Raw genomic sequence first — 12,493 nt, forward strand, 5'->3', positions numbered from 1 at the left:
CCATTTTTTTGTTATATAGCCGGTGGCTGTTATGCCATCTATGCCCGGCATTTCAATATCCATGAGGATTACCTGTGGGTTTGTTTTTTTTATTTTAAAATCCAATTCAAAACTGTCGGCAAATGCGCCGCAGCAGATTAGGCCTTCGGTGCCGTTGCAGATAGCTTCAAAACCATTCCGCATCAGCTTATTGTCTTCAAATATTATAATCCGTATTGCCACTAATTTATTTTTATAAATAACTTAAATTATTCTCACACTGCCTGTCCCCCGTTTGGGTGAAAATTAAACTGGAGTTTTATAGTTGTTCCTTGACCGGGGTGGCTGTTCAATTCAAAATCAGCCTGCAGGTCATTGGCCCTTGTCTGTAAATTTTTCAGCCCGTTGCCGTTAACAACAGTATCGGGGTCAAACCCTTTTCCATTATCTTTTATTTTCAGCAAACTGTATTCGTTAAGCTGTTGCAATGAAAATAATAATTCTTTGCACCCGGAATATTTTACTGCATTATTAATTGCTTCTTTACTGAAGAGATAGATATTCCTTCGTACCTGCATACCGGGAATTAACTTGTTTATCTCCTCATCTACCTGAAAATTTAAGCGGATGCCTTTACCGGCACATAAATTCAACGTGTAAGCCCTGAGTTTTTCGGTAATTCGTTCAAAGCTGTCATTATCCGGATTGATGGCCCATACTATATCGCTTATTTTTTCCACCATTTCCTTTGAGTTGGTGGAGATATGTTCCAGGTATTCCATAGCATCCTTTTGCCTGTGCTGTCGCACTTTTTCTTTTGCTATTTCGCTGAAAAGGGCAACACCACTTAGGGTAGCACCTACCTCATCATGTATATCCCGGCTGATGCTGACCCGGATATTTTCCGATTCTTTTTCTTTTTCGGTTTTTATTATTTGCTCCTGTGCCAGTTTTAAATCTGTAAGTGATTGCGACAGCCGCCTGCTCAATTGTTTGTTTTGCCGGTACCGGTAAGCGCCATATAAAACAAATAATAAAGTAGCTGCAGTAATAATAAGCAGAAGGTTCTTTTGCTGCGCCTGTTTTGCTGCCAGTGCCGATTGCAATTGTTTTTCTTTTTGCACCAGTTCCAGCTCATTTTGTTTTTTTACAAATTCTTTTTCCCGGTTTTGCAGTGCCAGGTTTTTTTCCGATGCCTGCAGCCTGCTTATTTCCGATTGTTGTGTTAACAGGGTAAGTTGCTGGGCATTTTTTAATCCAACCAGTTGCTGTTGGTCAATTGTTTTGTTTTTCAACATCAATTGATAATTATATACTTGTTGTTCCGTTTGAAGATTTTTTATTCGTTGCTCCCGTTTTTCTGCGTCATACTTAGCACTAAGTTCCATCACTGTTCTTTCTTTTTTAAAAGTTAGGATTGAATCCCGGAGGTGGGAATAATATTTGAAATAATGATAGGCAGAATCCATTTGTTTGCTTTGCTCAAAGGTCTCTGCAAGCAGCATATTAGCTTCCAGTATACCAGCTATGTAATTTGATTCCGTTGCCAGTTTTTTTACGAGCCGAAAATGAACAATTGCACTATCTTCCAACCCGGTTTTTAATTCTGTTTTACCCAGGTAAGAAGCAACATTCATTATATCATGCACAAATAAATTATCACCGGGTTTATGTTTATACCCTTGCTGTAAATACTGCAGGGCAGATGCATAATTACCCTGACGGTATAATAAGCTGCCTTTTAATTTCATTTCTGTCATACTTCCCCACACATCGCCTAATAAGGCATTTATTTTATCATATTCGCTTATTGTTTTAGTTGCCAGTTCATATTTCCCCTGTGATGTCAATACTTCTGCATAATTGGCCAGAACTCCCCGAAGATGCACTTTCTCGGCATTGGGAGGTTGCACAGACAGGGCATAACTTAATTGTCGCTCTGCTTCGTCATTATTATCCGCAGTATAATATACCGCACCCAGCATAGATGCGGAGGTGAATATTTTAGGCTTGCTTTGTAATTGTTCAGCCAGTTTCAGAGACCATGACAAATAATAGGCGGAGCTGTCTAATTCCAGGGTTAGATAAAAATTTCGTCCGCAATTATAAACAAGCCATTGCAGCTTGCTAACATCACCGGAAGCAATAAGGAAAGGGATAGCTTTACTGTATAATTTTTGGGCACCTGCATAATCCCTGGCATTAGCAAGTTGCCTTGCTAACTGTTGATAACTTATACCAAGAAAAAGGTTGTCGTTGTATTTATTAAACAGGCTAATTGCGTGCTGCAGGTTTTGTGTTACTTCATTACCCTTATTACGGTAATATAAAGCACTGCCTTTTGCAAGATAGTATTTGGCAAGACCGGCTTCGTAGCCTGAACTATCCGAAATAGCTTTTATTTTTTGTGTGTAAAAAAGTGCCGAATCTATTTTTAGATAATTTAAATAACCGGTAGCGATGTTATAAAGCAGGTCAACTTTCTTTGTAATTGTCATAGGCTTTTGCAATGCCATCAAAAGGTCAGCAATAGCGGGATTTAAACCAGGAGTTGTTTTTTTTGCCCCGATGCTTTGTTTATTACCAGCATGGATTACATCACTACGGCTATCCTGAGAAAGAGCAGAAATCAAAAAAGAAAAAAAAAGCAGGAGAAAAAAAATCTTTTTCATAAGCCTAATTTTTAAAGATAAAGTGCGGTATAAAGTTGCGGATATTTTTTGGAGTTTTTATAATTTTAAATTGATCAGCAAAGGATTTATATATTGCCAACGAAGAAAAAATACAGGATGAATAAAAAAATATCACTTAGAATAAAGTTATTTTTAAACTAATAAACAAAACTCCCACCCAGCAATTTTTAAGCATTTTTACCTGAATTATATAAATTTTCTCTATTAGTATTTCACTAAATTGCAGGCTCAAAGTTCAATAGAATTAATTAGTTGAACGGAGCGTCGCCACCGAAGCTTAATCATAGAACTTCAGCTGGTGACAAAAAATTTATTGCCAAAGGCAATTATGCAAAATACAATTATGCAAAAAGAAGAATTACGCAAACAACAGGCATTAGAATATCATTCCAAAGGCAGGCCGGGCAAAATTGAAGTAGTGCCTACCAAAGAAGCCAAAACACAAAGAGATTTATCGTTAGCTTATTCACCCGGTGTGGCAGCGCCCTGTTTAGAAATTGCTGCTAACCCCGAAGATGTTTATAAATACACCGCCAAAGGAAATTTAGTAGGTGTAATCAGCAATGGCACCGCAGTTTTAGGCTTGGGCAATATTGGCCCCGAAGCCGGCAAGCCGGTAATGGAAGGCAAGGGTGTACTGTTTAAAATATTTGCAGACATTGATGTATTTGATATTGAAATAAACGAAACCGATCCGGAAAAATTTGTACAAATAGTGCAGGCTTTAGAGCCTACTTTTGGAGGTATTAATTTAGAAGATATAAAGGCACCCGAATGTTTTTACATTGAGCAGGAATTAAAAAAGCGTTGCAAAATTCCCATCATGCATGATGACCAGCATGGCACTGCAATTATAAGTGCTGCTGCTTTGCTGAATGCTTTGGAAATTCAAAAAAAGAAAATTGAGAAAGTTCGCTTTGTGGTAAATGGCGCTGGTGCTGCAGCTATGGCCTGCATAAAATTATACGAAAGCCTGGGTGCAAAACACGAAAACTTTATGGTGTTCGACAGGCAGGGCATTTTATACAAAGGCCGCCCCGATGTTGAAGAAATGAAACTGGCTTTTTGTGCCGACATTAAATACAAAGAGTACGATTTAGCCAAAGCATTTAAAGACGCTGATGTATTTATTGGTTTAAGTGCCGGCAATACCGTTAGTGCAGAGATGGTAAAAACGATGGCAAAAAGTCCCATTGTTTTTGCTATGGCAAATCCCGATCCGGAAATTAGTTACGAAGCGGCCACGGCTGCCCGTAAGGATATAATTATGGCTACAGGAAGAAGTGATTATCCTAACCAGGTAAATAATGTTTTAGGGTTTCCCTATATTTTTCGTGGGGCGCTGGATGTAAGGGCAACCTCTATTAACGAAGCCATGAAATTAGCTGCTGTAAAGGCTTTGGCCGATCTTACCAAAACACCTGTACCCGATCTGGTTAATTTGGCTTACAACGAAAAAACAATTTCATTCGGGCCGGATTATATCATTCCAAAACCTGTTGACCCAAGATTATTATCAACCGTTGCGCCTGCTGTTGCCAAAGCAGCAATGGAAAGCGGTGTTGCAAAATATCCCATTACCGATTGGCCTGCGTACGAGCTGGAATTAAATAAACGGTTAGGATTAGATAATCAGTTAAGCCGTGTTATTGGTAACAAGGCACGTAAAGATCCAAAGAGAGTGGTGTTTGCTGATGCAGAAAATTTAAAAATTTTAAAAGTTGCACAATTGGTGCAGGAAGAAGGTGTGGCTTATCCTATTTTATTGGGTGATGAAAACCGCATTTTAAAATTAGCATTGGATAATGGAATTGATTTAGAAGGCATGCCGATTTTAAACCCGAAAGATGATAAGCATGAAGACCTGCGTAAACAATATGGTGATGCATTTTTTGCAAAGCGCCAGCGCCGTGGTGTAAATAAATACGAAGCTTTTAAAGCGATGAAAGACCGTAACTATTTTGGCTGCATGCTGGTAGAAACTGGTGAAGCAGATTGTATGATCAGCGGGCTGAGCAGAAATTATCCTGATACCATTAAACCTGCGCTGCAGGTAATTGGTACAGAAGATGGTGTTGAAAAAATTGCAGGCATGTACATCATGTTCACCAAACGTGGACCATTATTTTTAGCCGATACTACTATTAATTTTAATCCCACTGCTGAAGAACTGGCAGAGATAACTTTATTGGTGGCTAAAGAAGTAAAACAATTTAATATTAAGCCTCGTATTGCCATGCTCAGTTATTCTAACTTTGGCAGCAGCGAAGGTGAAGAAGCAAAATTAGTGCGCCGTGCAAGAGCCATTGTAAAACAAAAAGATCCTGAATTAATTTGCGATGGCGAGGTGCAGGGTATTATGGCATTTAATAAAGAAATTTTAAAAGATAATTATCCTTTTACCGAATTGATAGAAGGTGAAACCAACACGTTAATTTTTCCTAATCTTGCTGCAGGTAATATTGCCTATAATTTATTGCAGGAAATTGGTGGTGCCGATTCCATTGGCCCAATTTTACTGGGTTTAAAAAAACCAGTGCATGTTTTACAATTAGGCAGCAGCATACGGGCTATTTTTAATATGGTGTTGATTGCAGTGGTAGATGCACAGATGAAATGTAAAACAGATACACAAGCAGTAGTAAATAAAAGCAAGTGGTGGAAAAGGTTTAGAAAAACCAGCCACGATTTATAATGTATGATTTCGGATGCAGGATGTACGATTTTTTAAGTTTCAACGTTTACAATTATTTAAAAGATATTAAAATCAAATCTATCTTTGCCGGAATAAAAATCACAACAAACTGCGAATGAATTTTTTCACCCACTTTGGCCGCTACATTTTAATGATAAAGGGCATGTTTACCAGGCCCGAAAACATGCGTATGTACTGGAAAGAATTTATGCACCAGTGTGTGGAAATTGGTATTGGCTCATTAGGTATTGTAGTTATCATTTCAGTTTTTATGGGTGCGGTTAGTGCAGTGCAAACGGCGTATCAATTAGTAAGCCCTATAATTCCAAAAAGTACCATTGCACAAATTGTACGGGATACGGTTATTTTAGAATTTGCACCCACTTTAGTTTGTATTGTACTTGCCGGTGTTGTAGGCAGTAAAATAGCCAGCGAACTGGGCAACATGAGGGTAAGCGAACAAATTGATGCATTGGAAATAATGGGCATCAACACCAAATCGTATTTAGTAATGCCTAAAATATTAGCTGCATTTATTACCATCCCGCTATTGGTTATTTTATCAATGGCACTGGGCATTTGGGGTGGCAGATTAGCAGGTACCGCATCCGGCATTTTATCTACCGATACATTCGACAGGGGATTGATTGAAAATTTTATGCCTTTTAATGTAAGGTTTGCCATGTATAAAGCCATTACTTTTTCATTTATCATCAGCAGTATCCCGGCTTATTATGGTTATTATGTAAAAGGTGGCGCATTAGAAATTGGCCGCAGCAGTACCAAAAGTGTAGTGATAAGTTGTATAATGATTTTGTTTGCGGATTATCTTTTGGCGGCGTTGTTTTTGTAGAATACAGCCCCCCTCCGCCCCCTGAAGGGGGAACTAATTATGGAGAAGATTTTAGCGAAGATTATGTTTTGTAAAATTAATAAGTTAGTGAAATTAAAAGATACCAGCTTCAAGTTCGCTCTCCCTTGGACTCCCGATAAATCGGGAGTGGTGAGGTTTTTGAACCAAACTTTTGTACTACTATTAAACTTCATTGGCGTCGTCCCGATGCATCGGGATACAATATATCTTTATTCAACAGGATAATGCTAATTCAAACCTAATGATCGAATTTAAAAACATAAAAAAATCTTTCGGGGATAAGGTGGTATTAAATGATGTGAGTCATGTAATGCAAACCGGCATGTGCAATTTAATTATTGGTACCAGCGGCAGTGGTAAAACAGTTTTGCAAAAATGTTTGGTGGGTTTGTTTGAACCTGATGAAGGAGAAATTGTGTACGATGGTGTAAGCTTTACCGATATGACCGAAGAATCGAGAAAAGAATTGCGCCAGCAAATTGGTATGCTGTTCCAGGGCTCGGCTTTATTTGACAGTATGACGGTAGAACAAAACATTATGTTTCCGTTAGACATGTTTACCAAAAAACATTTTAACGAAAAACTGCAACGGGTAAATGAAGTTTTAGAAAGAGTTAATCTTAAAGATGTTAATAAAAAATACCCTGCTGAATTAAGCGGTGGTATGAAAAAACGTGTGGGCATTGCCCGTGCCATTGTATTAAATCCAAAATATTTATTTTGCGATGAACCCAACTCCGGCCTCGACCCTCAAACCAGTATGGTAATTGATAAACTGATTATGGATATTACCAAAGAGTTCAACATGACCACCGTTATTAATACCCACGACATGAACAGTGTAATGGAAATTGGTGAAAATATTTTGTACATGTTTGAAGGACAAAAAGAATGGGCTGGCAATAACAAAGAAATCATATTTAGCAAAAGCGAACGCCTGAACAGTTTTATTTTTGCCAGTGAATTTTTACAGGATGCAAAAGATATGCGTATGCTGGAAGCCAAAGGGAAAATTAGTGATGACAGGAATATGGATGAGTTGTTGAAGTGAGGTTGTTACACTATTTGTTGACTATTATTACATAAAATATCTTAGTCACTTTAATAATAATAATAATACAAATATCAGGCTAAATGATAGTATTGTGTAAATAACCAGCCGTACGTTACCTGAAAAAACCTTATCCCAATTAGAATCATATTTCGCTTTTAACATTCCAATATCTTTTTTCCTAAATAAGTTTGACATTAAAAAGTATAAAGGCAACATTAAGAAAAACATGATTAATCTTTTTGCAAAATTGTTATCATTGAAATTAACAGGAATAAAATCAACTGAGTTAAGTAAAATAAGTATTTGCACCAGATGCATATATCCAAGAAGTGTCATAGAACAAATTGCACTGAAATAAGGAATATTAGCTCTTGAACCTTTTGAGTAATAGCGATAAAGTAAATAACCGACAAATTTAATAGTCCTCATTAGATGTGATAAGTATAAATTAATTTTTCTCCTCCTTTTATCTTAAAACACTTTCAAACTCGGCTGGTTTTAAAATAGCAGCGCTCATGAATGGATTTAATTCTAATAAAAACTTATCGCCTGTTACTAAATAATCAGCTTTGGAGTAGTCAATAAGGTCAAGTAAAAAATTGTCTTTGGGGTCTTTACAATCAAAATGCGTTGGTTCAATATCAACCATTATTGCAATGGCATTAAGTAAATTAATAAGATCGGTAACAGATTGTTGAGGAAAATATTTTTTTATCCCTGGTCTGCCGGTAACGTCTTTTATTTCTGCAATCAATTGATGCGTAACAATTATTTTAATTTCACCATTACTGATGTAATCTTTTATAATTGCAAGCTTTTTACCTATAAGAAAGCTGATCCAAACATTGGTGTCGAATATTACCTTAATGCTTTTTTCTTTCATAGAATTTTTGTCTGACAATTTCTACTTCCTTGTTTATTGTTTCCAGGCTCAACTCGTTTGTCTTGAAAGATTTTAATATTTCTCCCAGTTTAGAATTAATACCTTCTTTCTCCAGATCTTTACTTAGCTTAATTTTTTGCTGAACAGGTAATTTTCGTACCAAAGAAAGCACCTGGTCATAAGTTATGTCTAACTGAATAGCTTCTTTCATTTAATTATTTTTTATTACTCAAATATACTTAAATCCTCAATCCTCCGCTGCAATAAAAGTCCCCCGTAGATATGCAGTTGAACGGAGCGTCGCCTTAAAAGTCCAAATAGCAGCCCTCAGCCCGTAACCAAAATATCCTTTTTTCCAATAACGCATCTGCCCTATCTTTGCGACACTCAATAAAAATTTTTCATTATTAATTATTTATTACTTCATGTCAGTTCTTGTAAACAAAAATTCTAAAATAATTGTACAGGGTTTTACCGGTACAGAAGGTACATTTCATGCCACGCAAATGATTGAATACGGTACCCAACTTGTAGGTGGCGTTACACCGGGCAAAGGTGGCAGCACTCATTTGGATAAACCGGTTTTTAATACCGTGGCCGATGCGGTAAAAATTACCGGTGCCGACGTAAGTATAATTTTTGTACCGCCGGCTTTTGCAGCCGATGCCATTATGGAAGCTACCGATGCAGGCATTGCTTTGGTGGTGTGTATTACCGAAGGTATTCCCGTGCAGGATATGGTGAAAGTGAAAAACTTTTTACAGGGAAAAAATACAAGATTGATTGGGCCCAACTGCCCCGGTGTAATTACTGCCGACGAATGTAAAGTGGGTATTATGCCCGGTTTTATTTTTAAAAAAGGAAGAATTGGTATTGTTTCAAAATCGGGAACATTAACTTACGAAGCTGCCGACCAGGTGGCCAAAGCAGGCCTTGGAATTTCTACAGCAATTGGTATTGGCGGCGACCCTATCATTGGCACCACCACCAAGGAAGCAGTAGAATTATTTATGAATGATCCGGAAACAGATGCCATTGTTATGATTGGAGAAATTGGTGGCGGTATGGAAGCTGAAGCGGCAAATTATATTAAGAGTACCGGAAATAAAAAACCTGTTGTTGGTTTTATTGCCGGGCAAACTGCACCTCCGGGCAGGCGTATGGGCCATGCAGGTGCTATTGTTGGTGGAGAAGATGATACTGCCGCAGCTAAAATGAAAATTATGGCAGCCTGCGGTATTCATGTAGCGGCAAGCCCTGCAGATATTGGTAAAACAATGGCTGAAGCATTGAAGAAATAAATTAAGATTTACAAGGCTGAGTTTATCGAAGTCTTGTCAGGGTGAGTTCATCGAAGCCTTATCGAAATCTCATCGAAGCCTTATCAAATTCATAAAACAAATGCCCCGAAATTTCGGGGCATTGTTTATAAATATATAGAATCCAAAGGATTAATCGTCATCCCTGCCGCCTTTATTACTGCGGCCACGGCCATTTCCATTATTTCCTCTGTGATCATCATCATCACACTGCTGCTTATTCTTTTTTTGTTTATTCTTTTTTCTTCCGTAACCATAGCCAACACCGTTACCATTGTTGCCCGGGCCATTGTTATTGTTATAACCGCCATTATTATTATTACTTACCTGGCGTTCGCTAATACTTACCTGTCCTAAATTGTTAATAAAAAGTGTGGTTTCAACACCGGGTTTTAAATACAGGTTAGCATTATATACTTCCTGCTGTACAGTTTTGCCCCAGAAATTCTTTTTCATTTCATAAATGATAATGTTATGATTACCGGAACTTAACTGACCCACATTTACAGCACCGTTGTTACCATTACTTTGATATTGATAACTGTCAACATAAACCGAAACCTGGCGTTGCGATGCAGAACTTACTATTAAAGAACTGTTTTGATTGTAATTACTGTTTTGTCTTGGTCCGCCATTTTGATTGGGATACTGTTGCGGATTTTGCTGCCACTGGGCAAATGAAGAGGATATAATCCCCAGCACTGATAATAAAGTAAAGATCTTTTTCATTGTAATAATTTTAGAAGTGAACAATTTTGTGTGCAGCTTTTATTTTATTTTTTAACTGCTGATGTGTAATATTCAAACGCTATGCCGCATGCCAAACAAACACTTAATAAAACGTTAAAGAAAAATATGTACAAGTATTTATGAAATTTACACAGACAATACATCTGATAGCTGTATTGTAATTTGTTTATTATTGTACAACGGCTCATTAACAAATTGTATCTTGTAATTAAAATAAGTTCCTTATGTTTTTAAAGAAAACTTTAACGGTAATTTTTACCCTGTTGGCATTAACCATTATGGCGCAAACAAAAAATACTTATATCAAAAACTGGAAAAAAGTAGAGGCACTTGAAAAGAAAGGCCTTACCAAATCGGCATTGGCCGAAGTGATGGTAATTTATAAACTGGCGGTAAAAGAAAACAATGATGCACAGCAAATAAAAAGTTGCATGTATCAAATAAAATACCGCAACATGGTGGAGGAAGACAGCCGTGAGAATAATATTTTTTTTGTAGATACTTTAATTGCAAAAGCCAATGGCCCTGCAAAAAATATTTTACAAAGTATGCATGCCGAAATGTTTTGGCAATACCTGCAAAACAACCGCTACCGGTTTTACGACCGCACAAAATTACTGGAAGAAAAAAGTAAAGACATCACCACCTGGAGCATTGATAAAATACACAACGTAATAAGTAAATTATACAAAGCCTCTTTACAAAATGATAATCTTTTAAAAACAACCAGGCTGGATGGCTTTGCACCAATTATAATTAAAGGAGAAAACACCCGGCAGTTGCGGCCAACACTTTTTGATTTTTTAGCGCACCGGGCTTTGCAATATTTTACTACAGATGAAAATCAGTTAACCAAACCTGCTTATCAATTTAAAATAAACGACAGTAAAGCTTTTGCACCCGTGAATGAATTTGTAAATGCATCTTTTAAAACAAAAGACACTGCATCCGTACAACATAAAGCCATTTTATTGTTGCAGGATATTTTAAAATTTCATTTAAACGATGCAAAACCCGATGCCTTAATTGATGCCGATTTAATACGCCTTAGTTTTGTAAACCAGTATGGCGAAAAGGAAGGCAAAGAAAAATTATATGAAGCCGCATTAAAAAATATAGAAGATAAATATGCCGGCAATGCTGCTATTGCACAGGCTGCATATTTAAGGGCAAGAATTTATTACGACCGTGGACAGCAGTTTGTACCTTTTACAAAAGCAGAAAATCAGTACGAAATAAAAAGAGCCGCAGCATTGTGTGAAGCAACTTTTAAAAAATATCCAAAAAGCGAAGGCGGTGTTAATTGCAAAAATTTAATGGCAATCATAATGCAGCCGTCTTTAAATATTGAAACAGAAAAAGTAAATACCATTAACGATCCCTTTCGCACATTAGTAAATTATAAAAATGTTCCTAAAGTTTATTTCCGCATTATTAAAACATCTAAAGAAGAAATAAAAAAATTAGACCGCAGGGATTATGATAAACTATGGAAGGATTACACTTCTTTAAAATCAATTAAAAACTGGAGTGTGGTGTTACCCGATCCGCAGGATTATCAAAACCATGCTGCAGAAATAAAAATTGACGGTCTTGCCAATGGAGTATATTTAATTTTAGCCAGCATTGATGAAAATTTTTCTTTACAAAAAAATATTATTGCCAAACAAACCATTTATGTAAGCAACATCAGTTACATACATAATAATAGCAACGAGTATTATGTACTGCACCGTGATAATGGCCAGCCACTAGCCAATACACAGGTACAAATTTGGGAAACCAAATACAATTACCAAAACAGCAGCAACGAAGAAGTGAAAGCAGAAAAATATACCACTGATAAAAATGGTTTATTTAAAATGAAGGACAGTAAAGACTACCGAAATTTTTTACTGCAGTTAAAATACAACAGCGATGAATTATTTTTGGATGATAACGAAGGTTATAATACTTACAACAGTTATCAGCCTACGCCAATAAAACCACAGGCATTTTTATTTACCGACCGCAGCATTTACCGCCCCGGCCAAACCGTATTTTTTAAAGGTATTGTGTTACAGCAAAATTATGGCGGCAAAAAAACTGTGGTGCTGCCCAATTATAAAACAATAGTTATTTTAAGAAATGCCAACTATCAAAAAGTAACAGAACTAATTGTTACCACCAACGAGTTTGGCAGTTATACCGGAACATTTAAATTACCCGAAGGCACATTGAACGGACAGTTTAGTTTGTTTGACAGC

At 36.9% G+C, this 12,493-nt stretch carries 10 protein-coding genes; 5 read left to right on the top strand and 5 right to left on the bottom strand.

The genetic code is table 11. The features are described 5' to 3' along the window. Both ACY651_RS12440 and ACY651_RS12445 read right to left on the bottom strand, forming a co-directional pair. Positions 1–222: response regulator transcription factor (locus ACY651_RS12440; RefSeq protein ID WP_462253190.1), on the bottom strand; the 222-nt coding region annotated here is incomplete at its 3' end. Between the two features lie 32 nt (positions 223–254). After that, positions 255–2,651 carry a histidine kinase gene (locus ACY651_RS12445; RefSeq protein WP_462253192.1) on the bottom strand — a complete coding sequence of 799 codons (2,397 nt, stop codon included), beginning with the start codon at positions 2,649–2,651 and terminating at the stop codon, positions 255–257. A 364-nt stretch (positions 2,652–3,015) separates the two neighbouring features. Here ACY651_RS12445 and ACY651_RS12450 point away from each other — a divergent pair, with 364 nt between their 5' ends. The 3 genes from ACY651_RS12450 (at position 3,016) to ACY651_RS12460 (ending at position 7,292) form a co-directional block, all read left to right on the top strand. Then, the gene (locus ACY651_RS12450; protein WP_462253194.1) at positions 3,016–5,367 is read left to right on the top strand and encodes an NADP-dependent malic enzyme; all 2,352 of its coding nucleotides are present in this window, start codon (positions 3,016–3,018) and stop codon (positions 5,365–5,367) included. Positions 5,368–5,482: 115 nt separating this feature from the next. Further along, complete coding sequence (locus tag ACY651_RS12455) at positions 5,483–6,220, top strand: MlaE family ABC transporter permease (RefSeq protein WP_462253196.1); 738 nt, start codon at positions 5,483–5,485, stop codon at positions 6,218–6,220. Between the two features lie 262 nt (positions 6,221–6,482). Next, positions 6,483–7,292, top strand: a complete 810-nt coding sequence (locus ACY651_RS12460) for an ABC transporter ATP-binding protein (protein ID WP_462222665.1) — start codon at positions 6,483–6,485, stop codon at positions 7,290–7,292. A gap of 469 nt (positions 7,293–7,761) precedes the next feature. On the opposite strand, the gene ACY651_RS12465 is transcribed toward ACY651_RS12460, so the two are convergent. Together ACY651_RS12465 and vap15 are read right to left on the bottom strand one after the other, a co-directional pair. Beyond that, entirely contained in the window at positions 7,762–8,178 is a 417-nt protein-coding gene (locus ACY651_RS12465) for a putative toxin-antitoxin system toxin component, PIN family (protein ID WP_462253198.1), read from the bottom strand. Continuing rightward, positions 8,159–8,389: a type II toxin-antitoxin system VapB15 family antitoxin gene (vap15, locus tag ACY651_RS12470; protein ID WP_462222667.1), complete on the bottom strand. Its 231-nt coding sequence runs from the start codon at positions 8,387–8,389 to the stop codon at positions 8,159–8,161. The genes ACY651_RS12465 and vap15 overlap by 20 nt, the downstream gene beginning before the upstream one ends. 214 nt (positions 8,390–8,603) lie before the next feature. Here vap15 and sucD point away from each other — a divergent pair, with 214 nt between their 5' ends. Beyond that, complete coding sequence (sucD, locus tag ACY651_RS12475; RefSeq protein ID WP_462253200.1) at positions 8,604–9,479, top strand: succinate--CoA ligase subunit alpha; 876 nt, start codon at positions 8,604–8,606, stop codon at positions 9,477–9,479. Positions 9,480–9,629: 150 nt separating this feature from the next. On the opposite strand, the gene ACY651_RS12480 is transcribed toward sucD, so the two are convergent. Then, the gene (locus tag ACY651_RS12480) at positions 9,630–10,226 is read right to left on the bottom strand and encodes a hypothetical protein (protein ID WP_462253202.1); all 597 of its coding nucleotides are present in this window, start codon (positions 10,224–10,226) and stop codon (positions 9,630–9,632) included. A 245-nt stretch (positions 10,227–10,471) separates the two neighbouring features. On the opposite strand from ACY651_RS12480, the gene ACY651_RS12485 reads away from it, so the two are divergent. Then, positions 10,472–12,493: MG2 domain-containing protein (locus ACY651_RS12485; protein WP_462253204.1), on the top strand; the 2,022-nt coding region annotated here is incomplete at its 3' end.

This window comes from Ferruginibacter sp. (assembly GCF_031391665.1).
GTDB lineage: Bacteria > Bacteroidota > Bacteroidia > Chitinophagales > Chitinophagaceae > Ferruginibacter.

Coding starts and splice junctions, on each gene's coding strand:
- ACY651_RS12445 (WP_462253192.1), bottom strand. CDS start 2,651: ATGAAAAAGATTTTTTTTCTCCTGCTTTTTTTTTCTTTTTTGATTTCT.
- ACY651_RS12450 (WP_462253194.1), top strand. CDS start 3,016: ATGCAAAAAGAAGAATTACGCAAACAACAGGCATTAGAATATCATTCC.
- ACY651_RS12455 (WP_462253196.1), top strand. CDS start 5,483: ATGAATTTTTTCACCCACTTTGGCCGCTACATTTTAATGATAAAGGGC.
- ACY651_RS12460 (WP_462222665.1), top strand. CDS start 6,483: ATGATCGAATTTAAAAACATAAAAAAATCTTTCGGGGATAAGGTGGTA.
- ACY651_RS12465 (WP_462253198.1), bottom strand. CDS start 8,178: ATGAAAGAAAAAAGCATTAAGGTAATATTCGACACCAATGTTTGGATC.
- vap15 (WP_462222667.1), bottom strand. CDS start 8,389: ATGAAAGAAGCTATTCAGTTAGACATAACTTATGACCAGGTGCTTTCT.
- sucD (WP_462253200.1), top strand. CDS start 8,604: ATGTCAGTTCTTGTAAACAAAAATTCTAAAATAATTGTACAGGGTTTT.
- ACY651_RS12480 (WP_462253202.1), bottom strand. CDS start 10,226: ATGAAAAAGATCTTTACTTTATTATCAGTGCTGGGGATTATATCCTCT.